Here is a 23,835-nt window from a genome sequence, read left to right on the forward strand (position 1 = left end):
AAAATATAGTTGTATTTCTGTTTGGGCGACGCTCTCCCTATGTATATGTATGCAAGTTTCAGTGGAGATCTTGGAGCCAATATCGTAAGGTACTCTAAGAATTATCGGAATCTCCATGATGGCTTATAGTGTTGTCTTGCTATCATCGCTGACAGATCTGACAGATTTTTTTAAAGATGGAGATTCTTGAATACTTTGCTAAAATAACAGGTTATTAAAAAAGCCGAATGGCAAAACTAAAACGGGCGCTTACTTCTATGGAACCAACCTTTTTACAGGAAAATATTTTTTTCATTATTGCTGCTATTATGAGTGGTGGAATGCTGTTATGGCCAATGATTTCACGCAACTCTGCCAAAGAAATAGATGTCCAGCAGGCGATCAGGTTTATTAATTACGATAATGCGCTGATACTTGATGTTAGGGATGATAGTGAGTATGCTGAAGGACATCTTCCTGATTCTAAACATATTTCTTCTGAGAAGATAGATGAAAGTTGGCATGAGTTAGAGAAATTCAAGGACAGACCCATCGTTGTGATATTTCGACCTGGGTTGCGAGCCGGTCATGCTGGTGCGGTTTTGCGTAAGAATGGCTTTAAGAAGGTTTACAATCTTGGTGGTGGGATCGATACGTGGCGGCGAGAAAATCTTCCAATGGTAAAAAATCGCTAAACAGGTAGGAAGAGGATATGGCAAAGGTGGTCATGTATGTATCGGGTTATTGCCCTTACTGTACAATGGCAGAGAAGTTATTGCGATCCAGGGGCGTTGAGGAAATAGATAAGGTCAGGGTTGATTTGCATCCTGATCAGCGCGCTGAAATGATAAGAAAAACTGGGCGTCGAACCGTTCCCCAAATCTATATTGGGGAAACGCACATAGGAGGCTATGATGATCTTGCGCGACTCGATCAGCAGGGAGGCGTCATAAAACTGCTATCAGCCTAATTTCTTAGTGATGTTTTATCATTTAATAATCTTTATTATCAATTATTCCAATTGGAATCTAACATGAGTGAGCAGCAGCCAGTATTTGCTATTGAGAAAATTTATGTCAAGGATCTTTCTCTTGAAATTCCGAATGCACCGCATATTTTTCTTGACCGGGAAGTTCCTGAGATTAACTTGCAGTTGAGTACTCAAGATGCTTGTATTGAGGGGGATATATACGAGGTTATGTTGACGATCACTGTTACTGCCCGAGTTAAGGAGAAAACCATGTTTCTGGTTGAGGCTCACCAGGCAGGGATCTTTCGGATACGTAACGTGCCGGGAAATGAGATTAATCCTGTGTTGGGTATCGTATGTCCAAATATCTTATTTCCTTATTTGCGCGAAACTGTATCGGATATCGTAACACGCGCAGGTTTTCTCCCAGTTATACTTAATCCCGTCAATTTTGAGGCGATTTATCATCAGAAAAAACAGCAGGCCGAATCAGAAATCGGGGTGGGTCAAAAAACATCTGAAACAGAAAGCGTGCACTAGAAGGAGGTCTGCTTGGTGCAAAGAAGGGGCTTAATCGGAAGTTTCTTTCTGTTTTTTTTGCTTGTTTTTCCGCGTTGGAGTGTAGCTACAGAAACAGAATTTTTCTCTATCTCGGAGAATGCTGTCGTAATGTATGACGCTCCCTCGCTGAATGCTGAAAAATTATATGTAGCAAGCCTTCATTTGCCACTAGAAGTAGTAGCAAAAGTTGAGGGTTGGGTTAAAGTACGTGATAGTAGTGGCGCGATTGCATGGATAGAGAAGAAATTCCTAAGTGATAAGCGCTTTGTAATTGTGACTGCTCCATTTGCTGATGTATATCAGTCAGCGGATGTTCATTCACCTCTTGTTTTTCAGGTCGAAAGGAATGTGGTTGTAGAATGGTTAAGCTCCGACATCGCTGGTTGGGTTAAAGTACGTCGCCGGGATGGTCAAATTGGTTATATCAGATCTAATCAGGTCTGGGGCTCATGAAGATTGCAATATTGGGGGCGGGTGCTTGGGGCACAGCATTGGCTATCAATCTTTCTGCGAGTCATCAGGTCACATTGTGGACGAGAGATCCGGGTCAACTGGCTGAACTTGTATCGCATCGAGTCAATCGGCGGTATCTTCCCGATTTATTTTTGCCTGATTCCTTGAGATTGACATCAGAGCTTGATTCTGCTGTTAAGGCTGCTGAATTTATTCTGATGGCTATCCCTGTTGCTGGATTGCGTGAGTTATTGCAGAAAATTAGAGGAACAGGTAGAGCATTACCAGTAATTCTTGGGTGCAAGGGTTTTGAGGTACGGTCAGCAATGCTGCCCCATCAAGTAGTGCGGGAGGTATACTCTGCAACAGCGCCTTATGGTATTTTGTCAGGCCCAAGTTTCGCACAAGAAGTGGCGCGGGGATTGCCTACAGCACTAACATTGGCATCAGATGACGATGCGTTTTCTAAATATATTATTGGCGAAATTCACACAACCTACTTACGTATTTATTCAAGTAGCGATGTGGTTGGTGTAGAAACGGCTGGAGCAATAAAAAACGTTATTGCTATAGCTACAGGAATTTCTGATGGATTGAAGCTGGGTAATAATGCGCGTGCTGCATTGATAACTCGTGGTTTAGCAGAAATTACGCGTATGGGCGTGGCGTTAGGGGGGTGTAGAGAGACATTTATGGGGTTGGCTGGAATTGGCGATCTGATATTAACTTGTACCGGCGACATGTCGCGTAACCGGCAAGTAGGGATGATGCTGGCTGCTGGCCAATTGCTACCTGAGATTTTACAGAAAATCGGGCATGTGGCAGAAGGGGTGCATACGGCGCGAGAGGCAGAGCAAATGAGTCGGCGCTTAAAGATTGAGATGCCTGTGACACAAGCGGTGTGTAGTATTATTTATGATGACGTGCCTGCTGAAAGGGTTGTTAAAAAAATTCTCGACCGTGAACCAAAAACAGAGTTTGATTAATTATTGATGCTTGGAATGCACTGCGACGCATTGAGTAAATGTGTATTTTTAAAATCTATTGGTACTTATTTTTTAATATGAGATTTTGCCGGGTTTGGGTTTGGTTTCCTTGGTTCTTACTTGCTGCTCTTTAAGAGATTATCTCTATATTTGTGGTTGAAAATACCCAAAAAAAGAAATTTTCAGGCAATGACTTGACCAGGTGAAGATGGCTTGATATAAGGGCATCTGCAAGACTTTCTGTTTGTGATTTAACTATCAATAACCCAAAAGGGGAATTAAATGAATAAATCTGATCTCATTGATGCCATCGCAGAGTCTGCCGGTATTTCTAAAGCATCCGCAGGAGATGCATTAAATGGAGCGCTATCTGCGATTAAAGCTGCGCTTAAAAAGAATGAAAGTGTCACGTTGGTTGGCTTTGGCACTTTTAAAGTAGGAAAAAGAGCAGCCCGTACCGGTCGCAATCCCCGTACTGGAGCAGTCATAAAAATCAAAGCAGCCCAAGTGCCCAAATTCACCGCTGGTAAAGCGCTCAAAGATGCGGTAAACTAAGCATCTCCTTAGGGGGAAGGGTGGGGTGCTTAGCTCAGCTGGTAGAGCGTCGCCCTTACAAGGCGAATGTCGGCGGTTCGATCCCGTCAGCACCCACCAATCAGCGAGCAAGAGTTGGTTTTATAGGTTAGGAGTGGTAGTTCAGTTGGTTAGAATACCGGCCTGTCACGCCGGGGGTCGCGGGTTCGAGTCCCGTCCACTCCGCCAAGTCAGTATAATTATTAAGGGCGAATTTAAATAGTGTTGTCCTAGCGCTACTTAGCCTTACTTCTCATTTATTTCACTGGATTTTAGCTGTGTTTGATTTTGTTCATCGAAAAAGGACGATCGTTCAGGTTATTTTGTTGCTGGCTGTGTTGCCATTTATGTTTTGGGGCATGGAGTCGTATCGTGCTGACGGTCGGGAGAGCTATGTTGCAGTTGTTGAAGGTGAAGAGATTCAGCGGAGAGAGTTTGAGCAAGCGCTTAGGAATCAACATGAGACTATGCGTAATATGCTGGGAGATAATTTTGATAGCGCGCTATTAGATAATCCTGAGATGCGTCTAGCAGTTTTAGATAACTTGATTCAGAGAAAGTTGTTGAAACGCGAGGCAGTTAATGTCGGACTGACTGTTTTGGATTCACAATTGGCACGTGAGATTCAGAGTATTTCAGCTTTTCACGATGATCAAAAGTTTTCTTACCAGCGCTATGAGGAGTTACTGCGTCGCCAGGAAATGACACCAGCGATGTTTGAGTCGCGTGTGGCGACTGAGATTATGCAGCAGCAGTTGCAAGAAGCAATTGCAAAAAGCGCGATGGTTCCAGAGACTGTAGCCCGGAATGTAGCTCACTTAAGTGAAGTGAAGCGTGAAATAAATCAAGCTCTGATTGAGCCGAAGCAATTCGTATCACAGATTATTCCGGAGGAAGCAGCAATACAGTCTTATTATGATAATCATCAAGCGGATTTTCTTTTGCCTGAGCGAGTGCGCATCGAGTATTTGGTGTTATCTCTAGAAGAATGGGCTCAGCAAGAAGAAGTTAGCGTAGATGAAATCAAAAAATATTTTGATGAACACCAAAGTGAGTATGGGCAGGAGGAAGAGCGAAAAGCCAGTCATATTTTAATAGCTGTTTCTGGAACAGCTTCAGATGATGAGAAAGCTGTGGCGCGTGGCAAAGCGGAGAATTTACTGTCTCAATTAAAAGCAGAGCCAGCGAAATTTCCTGAGCTAGCAGGTGAGCATTCGGAAGATCCTGGCTCAGCAAAATTGGGAGGAGAGCTCGGTTTCTTAAGGCGTGGCGTGTTGGTTAAGGAGTTTGAAGATGAGCTATTCCAGATGCAGCCTGATGAAATTCGAGGTCCCATTGAAACAGCTTTTGGTTTTCATATCGTCAAGCTTTCAGAAATAAAACCGGCCAATGTGGCGCCCTTGGAAGAGGTAAGAGATGACATTGAGCAAATTCTGAAGCGTCAGAAGGCTGCAAGTAATTTTGGTGAAATTGCAGAAGATTTTAGTAATACGGTATACGAGCAAAGTGATACTTTGCAACTAGCCGCGGAAAGATTTGGCTTGTCAATTAAACAAAGCGGGTGGGTCGATAGAAAATCGAAGGAACCCGCCATCATTGCTAACGAAAAATTGCTGGAAGTAATTTTTTCAGAGGATGCTGTTAATGATAAGCGCAATACAGAAGCAATCGAAGTAATGCCTGATACTTTTGTTTCTGCTAGGGTATTGGAGCACGAGTCAGCCGCAATTCAATCATTAGATGTGGTTAGAGATGAAATCAGTGAGCGAGTGAAGCGACAGCTCGCTACTGAAATGGCTGAGAAAGAAGGTAGAGCCAAACTGGCTCTATTACAGGCAGGTAAAGACGAATCAATTTCATGGGGTGATGCTAAAGAGATATCTTATATGCAACCGCAAGGGATAGATATAGGTATTTTGCGTACTATTTTCCAAACAGAAATAGATAAGTTACCAGTTTATACAGGAATAGTGGGGTCAGATGGCAACTTCAACTTGATCCGTATTAATCGTGTTATTGAACCAACTTCTTCAGATAAGGATAAGGCTCAATATCAGGCTCTTGCTAATCAATTAAAACAGATGCTTGTTCAGGAGGAATTATCATCGTATCAACTTGGCCTTAGGCAGCGATACGATGTAAAAATCCAGGAAGAAAGCTACTAACAGCTTAAAAGATTATTATTCATCGAGATCAAAAGCGATTGTATTAAATCCAGCATCAACATAGGTAATTTCACCCGTAATACCGCTTGCTAAATCACTACAGAGAAAAGCGGCAGCATTACCAACTTCCTCGGTCGTTACATTTCTTCGTAATGGGGAAACCTTTTCAGCATAACCTAGAAGCTTTCCAAAATTTCCTATACCGGATGCGGCCAGTGTTTTAATCGGCCCAGCGGAGATTGCATTTACGCGTATACCCTTTTTGCCCAGACTGGAAGCCATGAATCGTACATTTGCTTCCAGGCTGGCTTTAGCTAGGCCCATGACATTGTAACTTGGCATGACGCGGACAGCCCCCAGATAACTGAGTGTTAAAAGTGCAGCATTCCTTCCTTGCATTAATGCCAAGCCAGCTTTTGCTAATGCTGTAAAACTATAAGAACTGACATCATGGGCAATATGAAATGCTTCACGATTTACACTTTCAAGATAATCTCCAGTTAATGCCTCTCGTGGTGCGAATGCGATGGAGTGTACAATGCCATCAAGGCCATCCCATTCTTTAGCTAAATCTTCAAAGCACTGATTAATTTCTTCATCATTTCTTACATCACAACGAAACAGCAAGCGACTCTCAAAATCACCAGCTAGTTTTGCAACGCGATCTCTTACATCTTCTCCTTGGAAGGTAAAGGCAAGTTGTGCGCCTTCACGTTTCATGGCTTTGGCTATACCATAGGCGATAGATCGATTGCTGAGTAACCCGGTGATGAGGATACGCTTATTGTCTAGAAATCCCATATATGTCCTTCCGTTTGTCAAATTTAAAATAATTATAGCTTAAGGTTTATGATAAAGGAGTATAGCGGGGATTACTAAATTGTCGAACAGCTAACCCGAATATTTCATAAATTGGCACGTGCCCTCACTTGTCTTTTGATTAATAAGAAAGATTTTGCTCAGTCGGGTGTATGAATCACTACACCCCTCTTTCTCAAAACTTTCCTATTAATCAAAATCCTGCGTGATCATCACGCGAATTTATAAACTATTCGGGCTAAATATAAATGTATATTTATCTATCATCGTATTTTCCTACGCTATCTCCTGTAAAAAAGCGGTGAAAAATAAACTAAATACTGTAGATACAGTGGCTCATCATCGATATCATGTTGAATGATTTATTTTCAATTGCAGTGACATGACCTGGATACTTTTTTATCCCGGATATCCAATTTCTTTTTTAAGGATTCCTTAAAATGAATCCACTTATTATTTTGATTTTATTCCTGACGGCCTGTAGTGGGACAATATGGAATCATCCCTATCCAAGGGATGATTCCGGAAAAAATATTCTTTACAATGCATTTGCCGAACGCCCGAAACATCTTGATCCCGTTCAATCATATAGTTCCAATGAAATTTTGTTTACTGCTCAGATATACCAACCTCCTTTGCAGTATCACTATTTGAAACGTCCCTATGCTCTTATCCCGCAGACGGTGGACAAGATGCCTGTGGTGCAATATTTCGACGTGAATGGAGAACTCTTGCCTGCCGAGACTGATGTCTCAAGCATTGCCTATTCCGTTTATGAGATTTCTATTAAGCCAGGTATCTATTATCAGCCTCATCCAGCATTTGCAAGGGATGATCAGGAAGCGTTCCTCTATCACGATCTAACCCGAAAGGATTTGCGAGAAATTTTCAAGCTTACCGATTTCTCTCAAACGGGTATGCGGGAATTGCTAGCGGAGGATTATATTTATCAAATCAAACGCTTGGCACACCCAAGATTGCATTCCCCCATATTGGGTTTAATGGCAGACTATATCGTAGGGCTCAGAGAGTATGCTGAAACCTTAAGAAAGGAGGCTGATGCCGCGTCTAAAGATGCTTACTTTGATTTGCGCAAATTTCGATTGGAAGGAGTGGAATGGGTGGATGCGTATACTTATCGAATCAAGATAAAAGGTAAGTATCCCCAATTCATTTATTGGCTGGCAATGCCGTTTTTTTCACCCATTCCATGGGAAGCGGACCGCTTTTACGCTCAGTCAGGGTTTGCAGAAAAAAATATTACACTGGATTGGTATCCCATAGGTACGGGACCTTATATGCTTACTGAGAATGATCCTAATCGAATTATGGTCCTGGAAAGGAATCCCTGTTTTCAGGGAGAGCTTTATCCTTCCGAGGGTATGCCTGATGATATAGAAAATGGATTGCTGGAGGATGCCGGTAAACCCCTTCCATTCATAGACAAAATTATATTCAGTCGTGAGAAGGAGGGTATTCCGCGTTGGAACAAATTTCTGCAGGGATATTATGATGCTTCAGGAATCGGCTCTGATAGTTTTGATCAGGCAGTGCAATTAACTGGACAAGGTGAGGCAACAGTAACAGAAGTGATGCAGTCTCAGGGAATACGATTGGAGACAGCTGTAGCGCCTTCTACTTATTATATCGGATTCAATATGCTTGACCCGGTTGTGGGAGGACGTACTAAGCAAGAAAAACAATCTGCCCGTAAATTACGGCAAGCAATTTCAATAGTAGTGGATTATGAGGAATACGTCTCGATATTTGCCAATGGTCGAGGCATCCCTGCACAGGGCCCTATTCCACCCGGGATTACCGGCTATCGAGAAGGCGAGGAGGGAGTCAATCCGATCGTCTATAAATGGCAAGACGGGCGGGCACATCGTAGGTCGATCAATGAGGCCAAAGCATTACTGGCGGAAGCCGGCTATCCCAACGGTATAGACGCTAAAACCGGTGCGCCGCTTGTATTGTATTTCGATGTCACTGCACGTAGTGCAGATGACAAGTCAATACTTGACTGGATGCGCAAACAATTTAGAAAAATTAATATTCAGCTGGTTGTTCGAAGCACTGACTATAACCGCTTTCAGGACAAGATACGCAAAGGTAATGCCCAGATTTTTGAGTGGGGTTGGAATGCAGATTATCCTGATCCTGAAAATTTTCTGTTTTTACTATACGGCCCTCAGGGTAAAGCTGGTAATAATAGCGGGAACAATGCAGCTAATTATGATAATGCCGAATATAACAGCTTGTTCGAGCAGATGGAAAAAATGGAAGATAGCCCAGAACGAGAGCAGATCATCGATCGTATGGTAGGAATGCTGCGTCAGGATGCGCCTTGGCTGTGGGGGTACCACCCAAAAGATTATGCTTTGTATCATGCTTGGTATGGAAATGTGAAACCTAATAAATTGTCTTATAACAATATTAAATATCTGCGCATTGATCCTGCTTTGCGTGAGCAAAAGCGGCGTGAATGGAATGAGCCGGTGATATGGCCAATAGGAGCGGGAGTAACTGTGCTTGTATTAAGTCTTGTTCCTGGAGTCATTGCCTATCGCCGCAGAGAGCGAAAGGTCGAACTCAAGAGATCCGCTGCATAAATTATAGGGTAATTTTTAAGTCAATATGCTTAATTACATTATTAGACGTGTTCTCTATGCAATTCCAATTTTAGTGGGTGTTAATCTCATCACGTTTACCTTATTTTTTGTGGTTAACACTCCTGATGATATGGCGCGAATGCATCTAGGTATCAAGTATGTGACTGACGAGGCAATCATAAAATGGAAACAAGAGCGCGGTTATGACAAGCCTCTGCTGTATAACACAGAGGCTGAAGGTGCTGCAAAATTGACGAGCACTATTTTCTTTGAGAAATCGATTGCAATGTTCGTATTTGATTTTGGCCGTGCTGATGATGGACGCGATATTGCGCACGAAATTAAATCCAGAATGCTGCCCAGTTTAGCCATTGCGTTGCCAGTATTCTTATTGGGATTGCTGGTTTATATTACTTTTGCGCTAGTTATGGTTTTTTTTCGCATGACTTATATAGATTTCTGGGGCATTGTATTGTGTGTGGCGCTCATGTCGATTTCAAGTCTGTTTTACATTATTGGTGGACAATTCCTTGTGGGTAAGCTATGGCATTTAGTACCTATTTCTGGTTATGGTAATGGACTGGATGCAGGCAGATTTCTGCTTTTGCCCATTATCATCGGGGTAGTGGGCAGTGCTGGTGCGAATGTGCGATGGTATCGCACAATTTTTCTGGAAGAAATGAATAAGGAGTATGTTCGGACTGCACGCGCAAAAGGTTTGCCAGAAAGCATTGTGTTATTCAGACATGTGCTTAAAAATGCCATGATTCCGATTCTTACGGGCGCAGTGGTAGTGATTCCATTATTGTTTCTTGGCAGCCTGATTGCCGAATCGTTTTTTGGCATACCTGGATTGGGAAGCTATACCATCGAAGCTATCAATTCGCAGGATTTTGCCGTAGTGCGTGCTATGGTCTTTCTGGGCTCATTGTTTTATATCATAGGTCTGATATTGACCGATATATCCTATACCCTGGTAGATCCAAGAATCAGGCTGGGGTAATGAATGCAATGGATGCTATGCATCATGGAATACTTTCTGCCTAATAATCAACGGGTATGGGATCGAGACTGCGCCATAAATACCATGTTGCAACCGAACGCCAAGGCTGCCAGTTCGTAGCAATGGTTTGTATTCTACTCTTCTCTATTGGCTGATTGGCGTTGTAGTGAATGCTGATAGCCCGTTGCAACCCGATGTCGTCTAATGGTAATACGTCTGGTCGCTGCATGTGAAAGATCAGAAACATTTCCGCGGTCCACCGACCAATACCCTTTATCTGGATAAGGTGAGCAATCAGCGCCTCATCATTCATTTCCTGCCAGGCAGTTTCGTCGTATCCGCCGTTTATGAATCGCTGGGATAGATCTTGTAGATAGCTTATTTTTCTAGCAGACAGGCCGCATGCCCGTAATGTATTGGCATCGATGCTATACAGGTTCTCAGGGGTGGTCTCTGACAAAGCAATCTCTAGTTTATGCCATACGCTTGCTGCAGCTTTGACTGAAATTTGCTGACCAACAATGGCGCGAGCCAGTGTAGTGAAAGCGTTTCCGTGTGAGTGAAGCGTTGATTCGCTAAACTGGCTAACGAGCCGTTGCATGACGGGATCTCGTTTTGCCAAATTATCCGTCGCCTGTTCCCAGAATACGGGTGCTACACGTTGTTCTTTCCTGAGTAAAACCATTCTTCACCGTATTTGTTCACCGTATTTGCTTTCGTAGCTAAAAATAATTTGTTGCTTGATCGAGAGATCATTTTACATGATGCGCTAGCGATATTAATCGGCAATTTACTCGCAATATTACGTCTATCTTATTTATTTTTAAGGTTTTGTTCGCTTGCTCTTAAGTCTTTGTCGTTAAAGTAAAAGTGCATGGTTTTTTACTTGACTGAGCTCATTTTTTTGATTAGAGTGGAAAAGAGTGGGGTTAAGAGTATTAAAGTGGGGAATCGTGGGGGTATTGGGTGTAGGGTAAAGTTTTCTGGGAAATAAAGGGGCAGCATGTTTCGTGGCGTTACACAACTGTGCTTGGACGGCAAGGGTAGATTTGCGGTGCCTGCAAGGTACCGTGAGGAATTGTCGTCCAGTTGTGCCGGGAATTTGGTGATTACTGCTGATCCTTCAAGGTGTTTACTGATTTATCCCCAACCCGCCTGGGAACCTATAGAAAAAAAACTGAATAGTCTTTCTAGTTTCAATCCACAGAGCCGTAGTTTGCAGCGTCTTATTGTGGGTAATGCCTGTGATGTTGAGATGGATAGTGTTGGACGGATACTGGTAGTGACACCATTACGCCAGTTTGCCGGTTTGACCAAGGATATTGTATTGGTAGGTCAGGGTGAAAAATTTGAGTTGTGGGATGCTGAGAAATGGAATCAGGAAATTGAGGCAGCACTTGTTTACAAAGATGGCAATATGCCACCCGAGCTTGAAGGATTCTCATTGTAATGTTGTGGTATTGCTGTGCATTTGCCAGTTTTGCTAAATGAAGCTGTCGATGCGCTGATACTCAGAACAGACGGTGTTTATGTGGATGGGACGTTTGGGTGCGGTGGACATAGTCGTTTGATTTTATCTCGATTGGGTAAGAAAGGCCGCCTGATTGCGTTTGATAAGGACTTGGACGCAGTTAAAGTGGCGGCGCAGATTGATGATAAGCGATTCGATATAAGACATAGCAGTTATGTCAAGATGCGGGAGGAATTGCAAGTATTAAAGGTAGAGCGGATAGATGGGGTGCTGCTGGATCTTGGGGTTTCGTCATCGCAATTGGATGAAGGCGCGCGTGGATTCAGTTTCCGCTCGGAAGGGCCGCTTGACATGCGTATGAATACCAGCTGTGGAGAAACAGCAGCAGAGTGGCTTAATTCTGTTACAGAACCGCAATTGGAAGAGGTGATTAGAAACTATGGTGAAGAACGGCATGCTAAGCAGATTGCAAGGGCAATTGTTATGGCACGAGCACGGCAACCCATTTCAACCACGATTCAGCTTGCCGAGATCGTAGCAGCGGTCGTGCGTACGAATGAGTATCAGCGGGGAGGAAAGCAGCATCCGGCGACACGTACTTTTCAGGCGATACGCATTCATCTCAATCAAGAACTTGAAGAATTGTCATTAACCTTGCCGCAATGTGTAGACTTATTAAACCCAAGAGGGCGATTGGTTGTAATCAGTTTTCATTCGCTTGAGGATCGTATAGTAAAACGTTTCATGCGCACTGAAGCAAGTCCAGACAGGTTGCCGCGCAAACTTCCTCTGCGTGATAAAGAGGTGAAGGATTTGAGTAAGCAGCGGTTACAAATAATAGGTAAGGCACTGCGTCCCAGTGCACGGGAAATAGCGGTTAATCCACGAGCTAGAAGTGCAGTCATGCGTGTGGCAGAAAGAATCATAATTAACGAGTAATTATATGATTAAACTGAATATTTCCCTGGCTATAATTCTTGTTATTTGTGGGTTGGGCATAGTAACTTCGCAGCACGAGGCACGTAAGCTTTTCATATCGCTGGAGAAAGAACAGGAGCTGGCTGATCAACTGACAATAGAGTGGAATCAGTTGCTACTTGAGCAGAGAACATGGGCAATGCATGGCCATGTTGAAAAAATTGCCCGGGGGCAGCTTGATATGATCGTGCCAGCACCCCAAAGCATTCGGGTTATTTTGCCCGATTATTCCGCAGGTCCAGCTTATTCTACTTCTTCTAAGGAGTTTCGTTGATCATGAGGCGCGACTCTGCATTGTCTTTAGTTTTACCTATCTGGCGTTCACGCTTGCTGATAATGCTATTGCTGCTGGGTTTGGTTGCGTTGGCAGGGCGTGCCATTTATTTGCAGGGGCTGAATAAGGATTTTTTGCAACAACAAGGACAATCCCGCTATAGCCGTATCGTGGAATTGAATGCGCAGCGTGGGAAAATAACCGATCGGCATGGTGAAATACTGGCGATCAGTGCGCCCGTAAAATCTGTTTGGGCTGATCCGCAGAAAATGAATGCTACGCCGGAGCAATTGCAGGCATTAGCTCATTTAATCGAAATAGATGTGGACGATATTCGTAAGCGGATTTCTGATCAAGATAAGAGATTTGTCCATCTAAGAAGGCAGTTGTCACCGGAAATGGCATCTGGTGTGGCTAACTTGAATATATCCGGTGTGTATCTTAAGCGGGAATTTTATCGATATTACCCAACAGGTGAGATGGCTGCCCATATTCTTGGTTTTACTAACATAGACGGAAAGGGGCAGGAGGGCGTGGAGCTGGGATGGGAAGATATCCTTACTGGCGAGCACGGTAGCCGTCGTGTGATTAAGGACCGTATCGGGCGTGTTATAGAGAGTGTCGAGAAAATTCGCTCGCCTAGGCCTGGTCAAAATTTGATGTTATCGATTGATAGTAAAATACAGTATCTTGCCCACCGGGAGCTAAAGCGAGCAGTAAAAGCCAATCATGCCAAGGCGGGTAGTGTTATTGTGCTGGATGTGCAGACAGGAGAAGTGCTGGGATTAGCCAATTATCCTACGTACAATCCTAACCAACGATCAAGTATACGAGCAGGAAAAACACGTAATCGGGCATTGGTTGATGTCTTTGAGCCGGGCTCGACCCTGAAGCCATTTGCTGTTGCTGTTGCGATGGAAACAGGCAAGATTAACCCTGATACGTTGTTTCAAACATCTCCAGGTACACTCAAGATCGGAAACGCTACCATACGTGATGTCCGTAATAAAGGAACACTCTCCGTATCACAAGTTATCCAGGAATCGAGTAATGTGGGTGCCGCAAAAATTGCTTTGCTATTACCTCCTAAAACATTGTGGGAAATGTTGAGCCGTTCCGGTTTTGGTATGCCGACAGGATCGAATTTTCCTGGGGAGGTCAACGGTCGATTGCGCCCGTATCATAAGTGGCGACCGATCGAGCAGGCCACAATGTCCTACGGTCATGGAATATCGGTCAATTTAATGCAATTGGCGCGAGCGTATACTATCTTTGCTGCTGAAGGGCAGTTAAAGCCTGTTTCACTATTGAAACGTGACGCTCCCCCTGTCGGTCAGCAAGTGATTTCTCGCAAAACGGCGTTGGCCATGAGCAGCATGCTAGAAACCGTGGTCCAGCCTGGTGGTACCGGGTTACAAGCTAAAGTTAACGGTTATCGGGTTGCTGGAAAAACAGGAACAGCCCATAAGCCATTGGAAGGTATGAAAGGTTATGCAAAAAACCGATATATCTCTACATTTGTTGGCTATGCGCCAGTATCTAACCCCCGTCTGGTTGTCGCAGTCATGATTGATGAGCCTTCGGCAGGTCAGTATTACGGAGGAGCCGTGGCAGCCCCTCTATTCAGCCAAGTGATGACGGGTGCTTTGCGACAATTGGGTGTTCCACATGATGCACTTGGCAATATTGTAACTTCTCCTATGCCTGTTACGCTGAAGAGCGAGGGATGACGCCAGAATCTATGCGGAAATCAGATGGAAATTTTGTAGCCAAACTTCTTGATCAGCTTGGCGTGCCAGTCGAGCACTTGACTGCGGACAGTCGTAAGTTGAAGCCAGGTGATACATTTCTTGCCTATGCCGGTGAGAGATATGATGCGCGTAAAGATATTCCTCAGGCCATTGCAGTAGGTGCTAAGGCTGTGATTTGGGAGAAGAATCAATTTTCTTGGGATCCGCTATGGAAAATACCCAATTGTGCAGTAGCAGGGTTGCAAGCTAAAGCCGGAGTGATTGCCGGTCATGTTTATGGATATCCTTCACGTGAATTATGGTTGGTAGGCATTACTGGCACTAATGGTAAAACTTCATGTAGCCACTGGTATGCTCAGGCAATGACAGCTTTGGGGAAAAGAACAGCAGTTATTGGCACATTAGGGAATGGATTTTTAGAAACGCTAAAACAGTCGCAAAATACGACGCCGGAGGCAGTGTCTCTCCAGGCGGAATTTGCGAGGATATTGCAAGACGGTGCAGAGTATGTAGCGATGGAGGTTTCATCCCATGGTCTTGTTCAGGGGCGAATTAATGGCGCTGAATTTGATGTGGCAGTGTTGACTAATTTGTCACGAGATCATCTTGATTATCACGGAAGTATGGATGCCTATGCTGCTGCCAAAGCAAAATTATTTTTCTGGCCAACACTTAAATGCGCGGTCTTAAATCTGGATGATATGCTGGGAATGGAATTGTCTCGTCAGCTTGCACACAAAGATATGCAAGTTATCGGGTATGGATTTAACCAGCCAGACAATATGGGAAGACATCCACAAAACTTGAGGATACTGCGGGGAAGGAACCTTAAAGTGAGCATTGATGGCCTGGAATTCGATGTGGAGTTTGAAGGGCAGCGGAGAAGCTTGCAGGTTAATGTTCTGAGCAGATTCAATGCCTCGAATCTGCTGGCTGTTCTGGCTACTTTGTTTGCGAATGGAATCGATTTCCACGAGGCGGTGGCTGCATTATCACAGGTTAAACCGATTGCAGGCAGAATGGAGAAGTTTGGCGGGGGAAATCAACCCGTGGTAATCGTTGATTATGCCCATACCCCGGATGCTCTGGAAAAGGTGTTGACGGAGTTACGAGAAACAGTTTATAGCAGGCAAGCAAGAAATAAGTTTGATTTAAGAAATCCGAGGCTGATTTGTGTATTTGGTTGTGGTGGTGATCGGGATCGGGGAAAACGCAGCTTAGCTGGCGAAATTACCACGAGGCTTGCCGATGAAGTCATCATTACCAGCGATAATCCGCGCAGCGAAGAGCCGCGAGCCATTATTGACGAAATAGTCTCGGGTATATCCCACCATAATTATTCAATTGAAGAAGATCGTGCCTCTGCAATTTATCAGGCGATACACAATGCGCGTAAAGGGGATATGGTGCTGATAGCCGGTAAAGGATCTGAAGCGTATCAGGAAATCAAGGGACAAAAGATTCCGTTTGATGACCGTGAAATTGCGCAACAAGTGTTACATGATCTGACTAACCTGAAATTCCAGGCACAAAGATGATGACGGTACTGGAAGCTGCCCGTGCTCTTAACGCAGACTGGTGGGGTGAAAATGTGTTGTTCACAAGCGTGAGTACCGATAGTCGAACGATCAAACATGGCGACCTGTTTGTAGCATTGTCCGGCGCACGATTCGATGGCCATCAATTTATTGCCAATGCAAGAGAGAAAGGGGCCGTTGCTGCCTTGGTTGAGAAAAAGGCTGATAATGGAGAATCCCTATCAGAGTTTTGCTGGATACAAGTCTGTGATACCCGACTAAGTCTAGGTCAATTATCAGCTTATTGGCGCACGCGTTTTTCATTGCCACTCGCGGCAGTCACTGGAAGCAATGGTAAAACGACTGTCAAGGAAATGATAGCCTCCATTTTTCGTGAGGCTGTTAAGACACGCCTTGATCAAAGCGATTCCGCTTCAGACAGTGTGCTGGCGACCTTAGGTAACCTTAATAATGATATCGGTGTGCCACAAATGCTGTTAAGGCTGCGTGAACAGCATGCTTATGCCGTGATTGAAATGGGAATGAATCACGCCGGTGAGATTGCTTATTTAACTCGGTTGGCTAAACCAACCGTAGCTGTTATTACCAATGCTGGCGCAGCCCATATTGAAGGACTGGGGTCAGTAGAAGCGGTGGCGCGGGCCAAAGGTGAAATCTTTGAGGGCTTGATGAGTGATACAGGAGTAGCCATTATCAATGCAGATGATGAGCATGCTTCACTATGGCGCGGGCTGGCAGAAAATAGGCGGATCATTGATTTTGGTTTGAATAATCCAGCACAAGTAACTGCTTATCACCAATCTGATTCTTCCGGAGATGTATGGATACTGAAACTTCCAGAGGGGAGTGAGGAGATGCGATTACAAGTACCCGGACAACATAATATCTACAATGCTCTTGCAGCCGCAGCGACAGCGGTTGCTATTGGTATCGATAAACAGACGATCGCAGCAGGATTACAAGCGTTCAGTGGCGTGCAGGGGCGTATGCAAAAGAAACTTGGCTTATACAAAGCGACTTTAATTGATGACACTTATAATGCCAATCCGGAATCAATGCGGGCAGCACTCGCAGTGCTGGCTAATTCGCCTGGAAAAAAAGTGCTGGTGCTTGGTGATATGGGGGAATTAGGTACAGGCGCAGCAGATTTCCATTACCAGATTGGCGTGGAAGCGAGTCATGCCGGAATAACGGAATTGCTTACGTTGGGTGATCTAAGCAAGCATACAGCAGTTGGATTTGGTAGCAGCGCCCGCCATTTTACAAGTATGGATGCCTTACTGGTGGAAGCTGAGAAGTTACTGGACATCAATGTCACCATATTGGTAAAAGGCTCGCGTTTTATGCAGATGGAACGGGTGATAAGACGATTAGAGGTTTAAGGCGCTATGGATTCTTGACGAGAAGTGGATGGCAGTGGTAGTCAAATGCAATATCAGCAACCTGTATTGTTCTAAGGATAAAAATGCTATTAGTAATCACCCAATGGATTGCACAAGATATTCGTGCATTTAATGTTTTTAGCTATATTACTTTACGCACGATGCTGGCTGCACTTACCGCCCTGGTGATTTCATTCATCGTCGGCCCGGCGATGATACGCAAGCTAACGGCATATAAAATCGGCCAGTCCGTGCGCAATGACGGTCCGCAAACTCATCTTGTTAAGGCGGGTACCCCAACGATGGGGGGAGCGTTGATACTCGTTGCAATCATGATTACAACACTGTTATGGGCGGATCTGTCTAATCATTATATTTGGACTGTTTTATTGACAACTTTGGGGTTCGGTATCATTGGCTGGATAGATGATTATCGCAAAGTAGTGCATCGTAATTCCAAGGGTCTTTCTGCATCAGCTAAGCTTCTCTGGCAATCACTCATTGCATGTTGTGTGGCATGGTATCTCGTTTCAATTGCCGAGTTCCCGGAGCAGACCAATATGATTGTGCCATTCTTTAAAGAAGTAGCGATTCCCTTGGGTATATCTGGTTTTGTACTGCTGACTTATCTCGTTATCGTGGGAACGAGCAATGCCGTGAATTTAACAGATGGGCTGGATGGCCTTGCCATTATGCCAACGGTCATGATCAGTGGTGCGCTGGCAATTTTTGCCTATGTGGCCGGCCATGTTGTCTTTGCAAAATATCTTGGCATTCCTTATATCCCCGACGCAGGTGAGCTGGCTGTTTTTTGTGGCGCCCTTGCAGGTGCTGGTCTGGCATTTCTCTGGTTTAACACTTATCCGGCCGAAGTATTTATGGGCGATGTTGGCGCGCTTGCACTGGGTGCAGCATTAGGTGTGATAACCGTGATTATTCGCCAGGAAATCGTGTTGGTCATCATGGGGGGAGTATTTGTCATGGAAGCCTTGTCGGTGATGCTGCAAGTAGCTTCATTTAAGTTATTCGGTAAGCGTATCTTCCGTATGGCACCTCTTCATCATCATTATGAATTGAAAGGATGGCAGGAGAATCAGGTGGTCGTCAGATTCTGGATCTTGACGATCATTCTAGTATTAGTGGGATTATCAACATTGAAGCTGCGATGAATTTACGTGATAAAAAAGTGCTGGTTCTGGGAATGGGTGATACCGGTCTATCCATGACGAAATGGTTGACCCGCCTGGGTGCAGAGGTGCGTATCGCTGATAACCGTACCGCGCCGCCTAATCGTGAAGCACTGGAACAGGTGATTCCTGCCACAAAAATATACAACGGACCATTCAGGGCAGAAGCATTTGATGATGCTGAGCTCATTGCGATCAGCCCAGGCATACCGTTGGCTGAGCCGCTTGTGCAAGAGGCTGTGAAGCGTGAAATCCCTGTGGTAGGAGATATTGAATTATTTGTCCAGGCGCTGGATCAGCTTGAGCAACCGAGACCCAAAATTCTGGCAATTACTGGATCGAACGGAAAGACGACTGTTACGACGATGGTCGGTGACATGGTTAGAAATGCAGGATGGGATGTTGAAGTGGCAGGTAACATTGGCCCAGCGGTATTGGAAACACTGATGCAACGCATGGATTTAGGGAAATTGCCGCAGTATTGGGTGTTGGAGCTTTCTAGTTTTCAACTAGAAACAACACAAAATCTTGGTGCTGATGCAGCGGCAGTGCTCAATTTAAGTGAAGATCACTTTGATCGCTATGCAGGGATGCATGACTATGCTGCAGCCAAAGCAAGACTGTTTGTCGGTGATAACAAAAGTATCCAGATTCTGAATCGGAATGATGCAACAGTACGTGCCATGGCAATACCTGGCAGAAAACAGATGACTTTTGGCTTGGATGAACCCGTCTCTGATATGGATTTTGGCCTGCTGCGAAGTGGAGCAGATCTGTGGCTAGTTCAGGGGGGAATGTACTTACTGAACACTAAAGAGATGATGATTCCGGGTATGCATAATATTGCCAATGCCCTGGCAGCGATGGCGTTGTGTCGTGCTGTAGCATTGCCCTATGAGCCTTTGTTAAAAGCTTTGCGTGAGTTTAAGGGATTGCCTCATCGCATGCAGAAAATCGCTGTTATTAATAATGTTACTTTTTATGACGATTCCAAAAGCACCAATGTGGGATCTGCGATTGCAGCGTTGAATGGGATGCAGAAAAACATTGTGCTGATTGCAGGGGGAGATGGAAAAGGGCAAGATTTCTCTCCGTTGAAGCAACCCGTAGCTGACTACGCGCAGGCAGTGGTGCTGCTTGGTCGTGATGCTAAAGAGATCGCTGATGCGATCACCGATTGCCAGGTTCCGATCCATTATGCTGCAGCAATGGATGAAGCTGTACGGATAAGTTTTTTATTGGCACGACCCGGTGATGTGGTACTACTGTCTCCAGCCTGCGCTAGTTTGGATATGTTTAGGAATTACATCCACCGGGCAGAGGTTTTTATTGCTGCTGTCAAAGAAATTGAGGAAAAGTTTATTTGTTCTGATCAGGAGAGTCATTGATCCATGATTGACCAGCCCGCTGTTAATCGCCAGAAAATAACAATCGATTTTGATTTCTATCTGATTTGGTCGGCACTGGTATTGCTAAGCTTGGGGTTGGTCATGGTTTATTCTGCATCAATCGCAATCGCCGAGTCGGAATATGGTGAAAGTGGCTCATACCATTATTTGATACGCCATGGCATTTACTTGCTTGTGGGTCTATTGATGGGTTTTTTTGCTTTCCAATTCCCTATGCGCGCATGGCGGAAATATTGTCCGTATTTGTTTTTAGTCGGAATTATATTATTAATTTTAGTATTGATTCCAGGAATTGGCCGTGAAATTAATGGCAGTCAGCGATGGATTTCATTGGCAATAGTCAACTTTCAGCCATCTGAGCTGATGAAGCTGTTGATGGTGATTTATGTTGCGGATTATGTGGCGCGTAAATTGGCTTACCTGGATCACTGGCGTAAAGGTCTTTTGCCTATTTTGGCGCTGATATCAGCGGTAGGTTTTTTGTTACTGCGGGAGCCTGATTACGGCGCATTTGTGGTCGTGACTGGCATTGCGATTGCCATCATGTTCATGGGGGGGATGAATCTAAAGCTGTTTGCCGGAGTGACTGGTCTGTTAATCGTTTGTTTGAGTTTATTAATTGTAACAGTAGGTTATCGTAGTAACCGTATTGATGGTTTCCTGGATCCATGGGCTGATCCTTATGGCAAGGGTTATCAGTTAAGTCATGCATTGATTGCATTTGGACGAGGTGAATGGTTGGGTGTGGGTCTGGGGGGGAGTGTAGAAAAGTTGTTTTATTTGCCGGAAGCACATACTGATTTTATGTTTGCTGTGCTTGCTGAAGAATTGGGGTTTGTGGGGGTGGCAACGGTCATGGCGATGTTTGCCTGTATACTCATGCGCGCTTTTGTCATCGGCCGCACCGCTGCCATGCTAGAAAACTATTTCTCAGCACTTGTGGCGCAAGGTATTGGCGTCTGGCTAGGGTTCCAGGCCTTTATCAATATGGGTGTGAATATGGGCGTGCTGCCGACTAAGGGATTAACACTACCGCTTATGAGTTTTGGGGGCAGTAGTATCGTCATTACCTGTATTGCGCTTGCTGTTTTACTGCGAGTGGATTGGGAGAACCGGCAAAAAATAAAAGGATTAAGCGTGTGATGATTATGGCAACTACTCTAGAGATGTGAAGGTGGCGCGAACAATCATGATTATGGCTGGTGGAACGGGTGGTCATGTTTTCCCGGGATTGGCGGTGGCTGATTATATGAAGTTGCTAGATTGGAATATCGTATGGTTGGGTACGCATCATGGCATGGAGGCAGCATTGGTACCGCAGCATGGCTATCATATTGAACTCATTGGGTTTTCCGGTCTTCGCGGAAAAAAGGCGATGGACTGGCTATTGTTGCCATGGCGATTGTTATTGGCTTTCTGGCAGAGCGCCCGAATAATCATCCGCACTCAGCCGGATGTAGTATTGGGGATGGGTGGCTATCCTGCTTTTCCAGGCGGTATCATGGCCTCATTGTTAAACAAGCCGCTCTTAATCCATGAACAGAATGCGATTGCTGGTCTTACCAATAGAATGCTCGCAAAAATCGCTGACGAAATTTTACTGGGCTTTCCTGATGCCATAAAAGGCGCAAACGGCAAAGTACAAGTGACCGGGAATCCGGTGCGAGATGACATTTTACGGCTGCCAGCTCCTGAACAACGTTTTGCCGGCCGCACCGGGAAACTTAAGATATTGGTAATCGGGGGCAGTTTAGGCGCGCATATATTGAATACGATTGTGCCAAAGGCCTTGAAACTGATTCCGGAAAATGAGCGCCCCTGGGTCACGCACCAGGCAGGAAAAAAGCATTTGGATGAGCTGCAGCGGAATTACGCTGAATCTGGCGTAGAAGGTGACTTGGTATCTTTTATCGAGGATATGGCTGCGAGCTATGCTGAATGTGATCTGGTTATCTGCCGTGCAGGTGCGCTGACCCTATCTGAGCTGATGGTGGCGGGGGTAGCCAGTATTCTTGTTCCTTATCCATTTGCAGTAGATGATCATCAAACTGTGAATGCGCAGTTTCTAAGCAAACATAATGCCGCACTATTATTGCCTCAATGGAGATTGAATCCTGAAGATCTGGCAGATTTGATCAGGGGGTTTACGCGCGAAAAATTACTGGCAATGGCAACACTTGCACGCAGTCTGGCAAAACCGGATGCAACCAGAATGGCCGCAGAAGCTTGTCTGGAAATAGGAGAATCCGGAAGATGAAACATAAAGTTAGACATGTGCATTTTGTAGGGATTGGCGGCTCCGGCATGGGAGGAATTGCTGAGGTCATGATTAATCAGGGTTACCACGTGAGTGGCTCGGATCTGTCCAATAATCTGACCACTGAGCGTTTGCAGGGGCTAGGGGCAACAATTCATATTGGCCATGCCAAGGAGAACATTGCTTCTGCCGACGTTGTTGTGACTTCAACCGCGGTAAAGCCGGATAATCCCGAAGTTGCTACAGCGCGTGAACGTCGTATCCCGGTAGTGCCTCGTGCCATGATGCTGGCGGAGTTATTGCGCTTACGCCAAGGGATCGCTGTTGCGGGTACCCATGGTAAAACGACGACAACCAGTTTGATTGCGAGTATTTTGGCAGAAGCAGAGCTTGATCCGACTTTCGTGATTGGTGGCAAACTTGAAGCAGCAGGCAGCCATGCCAAACTCGGTAGTGGCGAGTTTATCGTGGTAGAGGCCGATGAGTCTGATGCTTCCTTTCTTTATTTGAAGCCCATTCTGGCAGTCGTGACCAATATCGATGCTGATCATATGGCGACTTATGGTCATGACTTCAGTAAGCTCAAACAAACATTTGTCGAATTCATCGAGCACTTACCTTTCTACGGCATGGCGGTATTGTGTCTGGATGATAAAAATGTACGTGACATTTTGCCGGCAACGACCAAGCCTGTGACAACCTATGGTTTGTCAGAGAGTGCGCAGATTAGTGCGACCGATATCCGCCATGATGGCGGCAGAATGCACTTCCGTGCGCGAGTGGGTGTAAATGGCACAGCACGGCAGTTTGATGTCACGCTCAATTTGCCGGGCCTGCATAATGTCCAGAATGCCCTTGCAGCCATAGCAGTGGGTAACGAGCTTGGCGTGGCTGATGTTGCCATCATTCGTGCTCTGGCGACGTTTGGAGGGGTCGAGCGACGTTTTCAACGCTATGGCGAGGTCAAGTTACCCGGACAAAGCAGCTTTACCTTGATTGATGACTATGGTCATCATCCTGTGGAAATTGCTGCAACCATGGCCGCAGCGCGAGGCGCGTTTCCTGGCCGACGGCTGGTATTGGTTTTTCAACCCCACCGTTATACCCGTACGCGTGATGTATTCGAAGATTTCGTCAGGGTATTGTCTGCCGCTGATGCATTACTGCTGACCGAGGTTTATGCGGCTGGGGAGGATCCTATCGTTGCCGCAGATAGCAAATCACTCGCCCGCGCCATTAGAGTGCAGGGAAAATTGGAACCCATTTATATCGAGCACGTCGATGAGCTTCCTGCAGCTATCCATAGGATTGCGCAGGATGGGGATGTCGTATTGATAATGGGAGCAGGTTCAGTAGGGAAAGTGGCTTCCCGTGTGGTGCGGACGACGAAAAAATTTGCTGTCATCGGTGGATGAATCAATGAACATGCTTGTTTTGAGTCATACAAAATTTAGTCAATCGGCACCT

Annotated in this window: 22 protein-coding genes and 2 tRNA genes; 22 read left to right on the forward strand and 2 right to left on the reverse strand. The window is 45.1% G+C overall.

The features are described 5' to 3' along the window. Positions 1-227: 227 nt before the first annotated feature. The 9 genes from BLP80_RS08525 (at position 228) to BLP80_RS08565 (ending at position 5,687) form a co-directional block, all read left to right on the forward strand. Positions 228-674: a rhodanese-like domain-containing protein gene (locus BLP80_RS08525; RefSeq protein ID WP_090542278.1), complete on the forward strand. Its 447-nt coding sequence runs from the start codon at positions 228-230 to the stop codon at positions 672-674. Positions 675-691: 17 nt separating this feature from the next. Beyond that, positions 692-949 (forward strand): glutaredoxin 3, encoded by a 258-nt coding sequence (grxC, locus tag BLP80_RS08530; RefSeq protein ID WP_090542280.1) that lies wholly within the window; start codon positions 692-694, stop codon positions 947-949. Between the two features lie 63 nt (positions 950-1,012). Next, positions 1,013-1,489 (forward strand): protein-export chaperone SecB, encoded by a 477-nt coding sequence (gene secB / locus BLP80_RS08535; protein ID WP_090542282.1) that lies wholly within the window; start codon positions 1,013-1,015, stop codon positions 1,487-1,489. Between the two features lie 15 nt (positions 1,490-1,504). Further along, the gene (locus BLP80_RS08540) at positions 1,505-1,963 is read left to right on the forward strand and encodes an SH3 domain-containing protein (RefSeq protein ID WP_256325022.1); all 459 of its coding nucleotides are present in this window, start codon (positions 1,505-1,507) and stop codon (positions 1,961-1,963) included. Continuing rightward, positions 1,960-2,949, forward strand: coding sequence for an NAD(P)H-dependent glycerol-3-phosphate dehydrogenase (locus BLP80_RS08545; RefSeq protein WP_090542284.1), 990 nt, complete (start codon positions 1,960-1,962; stop codon positions 2,947-2,949). The genes BLP80_RS08540 and BLP80_RS08545 overlap by 4 nt, the downstream gene beginning before the upstream one ends. Positions 2,950-3,231: 282 nt before the next feature. Continuing rightward, on the forward strand, positions 3,232-3,504 hold the full coding sequence (locus BLP80_RS08550; RefSeq protein ID WP_090542286.1) for an HU family DNA-binding protein: 273 nt from the start codon (positions 3,232-3,234) through the stop codon (positions 3,502-3,504). A 23-nt stretch (positions 3,505-3,527) separates the two neighbouring features. After that, a tRNA-Val gene (locus tag BLP80_RS08555) sits at positions 3,528-3,603 on the forward strand. A 31-nt stretch (positions 3,604-3,634) separates the two neighbouring features. Further along, positions 3,635-3,711: transfer RNA gene (locus BLP80_RS08560), tRNA-Asp, on the forward strand. A gap of 89 nt (positions 3,712-3,800) precedes the next feature. Further along, the gene (locus BLP80_RS08565; protein ID WP_090542288.1) at positions 3,801-5,687 is read left to right on the forward strand and encodes a SurA N-terminal domain-containing protein; all 1,887 of its coding nucleotides are present in this window, start codon (positions 3,801-3,803) and stop codon (positions 5,685-5,687) included. A 15-nt stretch (positions 5,688-5,702) separates the two neighbouring features. On the opposite strand, the gene BLP80_RS08570 is transcribed toward BLP80_RS08565, so the two are convergent. Next, on the reverse strand, positions 5,703-6,488 hold the full coding sequence (locus BLP80_RS08570) for an enoyl-ACP reductase FabI (protein ID WP_090542290.1): 786 nt from the start codon (positions 6,486-6,488) through the stop codon (positions 5,703-5,705). Positions 6,489-6,946: 458 nt separating this feature from the next. Between BLP80_RS08570 and BLP80_RS08575 the strand changes: the two genes are divergently transcribed. Further along, positions 6,947-9,118, forward strand: a complete 2,172-nt coding sequence (locus BLP80_RS08575; RefSeq protein ID WP_090542292.1) for an ABC transporter substrate-binding protein — start codon at positions 6,947-6,949, stop codon at positions 9,116-9,118. Between the two features lie 25 nt (positions 9,119-9,143). Further along, positions 9,144-10,121, forward strand: a complete 978-nt coding sequence (locus BLP80_RS08580; RefSeq protein WP_090542294.1) for an ABC transporter permease — start codon at positions 9,144-9,146, stop codon at positions 10,119-10,121. 40 nt (positions 10,122-10,161) lie between these two features. On the opposite strand, the gene BLP80_RS08585 is transcribed toward BLP80_RS08580, so the two are convergent. Then, the gene (locus BLP80_RS08585; protein ID WP_090542296.1) at positions 10,162-10,806 is read right to left on the reverse strand and encodes a DNA-3-methyladenine glycosylase family protein; all 645 of its coding nucleotides are present in this window, start codon (positions 10,804-10,806) and stop codon (positions 10,162-10,164) included. 318 nt (positions 10,807-11,124) lie between these two features. Between BLP80_RS08585 and mraZ the strand changes: the two genes are divergently transcribed. From mraZ to murC, 11 genes are all read left to right on the forward strand, one after another. After that, a complete protein-coding gene (gene mraZ / locus BLP80_RS08590; protein ID WP_090542298.1) occupies positions 11,125-11,571 on the forward strand; it encodes a division/cell wall cluster transcriptional repressor MraZ in 447 nt (148 codons plus the stop codon). Between the two features lie 15 nt (positions 11,572-11,586). Next, on the forward strand, positions 11,587-12,531 hold the full coding sequence (rsmH, locus tag BLP80_RS08595) for a 16S rRNA (cytosine(1402)-N(4))-methyltransferase RsmH (RefSeq protein ID WP_090542299.1): 945 nt from the start codon (positions 11,587-11,589) through the stop codon (positions 12,529-12,531). Positions 12,532-12,535: 4 nt separating this feature from the next. Next, positions 12,536-12,844, forward strand: a complete 309-nt coding sequence (gene ftsL, locus BLP80_RS08600) for a cell division protein FtsL (RefSeq protein ID WP_090542301.1) — start codon at positions 12,536-12,538, stop codon at positions 12,842-12,844. 2 nt (positions 12,845-12,846) lie between these two features. Further along, positions 12,847-14,574: a peptidoglycan D,D-transpeptidase FtsI family protein gene (locus tag BLP80_RS08605; protein WP_090542303.1), complete on the forward strand. Its 1,728-nt coding sequence runs from the start codon at positions 12,847-12,849 to the stop codon at positions 14,572-14,574. Continuing rightward, on the forward strand, positions 14,571-16,133 hold the full coding sequence (locus BLP80_RS08610) for a UDP-N-acetylmuramoyl-L-alanyl-D-glutamate--2,6-diaminopimelate ligase (protein ID WP_090542305.1): 1,563 nt from the start codon (positions 14,571-14,573) through the stop codon (positions 16,131-16,133). The genes BLP80_RS08605 and BLP80_RS08610 overlap by 4 nt, the downstream gene beginning before the upstream one ends. Beyond that, the gene (murF, locus tag BLP80_RS08615) at positions 16,130-17,515 is read left to right on the forward strand and encodes a UDP-N-acetylmuramoyl-tripeptide--D-alanyl-D-alanine ligase (protein ID WP_090542307.1); all 1,386 of its coding nucleotides are present in this window, start codon (positions 16,130-16,132) and stop codon (positions 17,513-17,515) included. The genes BLP80_RS08610 and murF overlap by 4 nt, the downstream gene beginning before the upstream one ends. Positions 17,516-17,598: 83 nt before the next feature. Further along, positions 17,599-18,684, forward strand: a complete 1,086-nt coding sequence (mraY, locus tag BLP80_RS08620; RefSeq protein WP_090542309.1) for a phospho-N-acetylmuramoyl-pentapeptide-transferase — start codon at positions 17,599-17,601, stop codon at positions 18,682-18,684. Then, positions 18,681-20,090 (forward strand): UDP-N-acetylmuramoyl-L-alanine--D-glutamate ligase, encoded by a 1,410-nt coding sequence (gene murD, locus BLP80_RS08625; protein WP_090542311.1) that lies wholly within the window; start codon positions 18,681-18,683, stop codon positions 20,088-20,090. The genes mraY and murD overlap by 4 nt, the downstream gene beginning before the upstream one ends. A gap of 3 nt (positions 20,091-20,093) precedes the next feature. Continuing rightward, positions 20,094-21,254, forward strand: a complete 1,161-nt coding sequence (ftsW, locus tag BLP80_RS08630; protein WP_090542313.1) for a putative lipid II flippase FtsW — start codon at positions 20,094-20,096, stop codon at positions 21,252-21,254. Positions 21,255-21,300: 46 nt separating this feature from the next. Further along, the gene (gene murG, locus BLP80_RS08635) at positions 21,301-22,368 is read left to right on the forward strand and encodes an undecaprenyldiphospho-muramoylpentapeptide beta-N-acetylglucosaminyltransferase (protein WP_090542333.1); all 1,068 of its coding nucleotides are present in this window, start codon (positions 21,301-21,303) and stop codon (positions 22,366-22,368) included. Continuing rightward, a complete protein-coding gene (murC, locus tag BLP80_RS08640; RefSeq protein ID WP_090542315.1) occupies positions 22,365-23,783 on the forward strand; it encodes a UDP-N-acetylmuramate--L-alanine ligase in 1,419 nt (472 codons plus the stop codon). Before murG ends, murC begins: the two co-directional genes overlap by 4 nt. Positions 23,784-23,835 lie beyond the last annotated feature (52 nt).

It is taken from the genome of Nitrosomonas sp. Nm132, assembly GCF_900100485.1.
Taxonomy (GTDB): domain Bacteria; phylum Pseudomonadota; class Gammaproteobacteria; order Burkholderiales; family Nitrosomonadaceae; genus Nitrosomonas.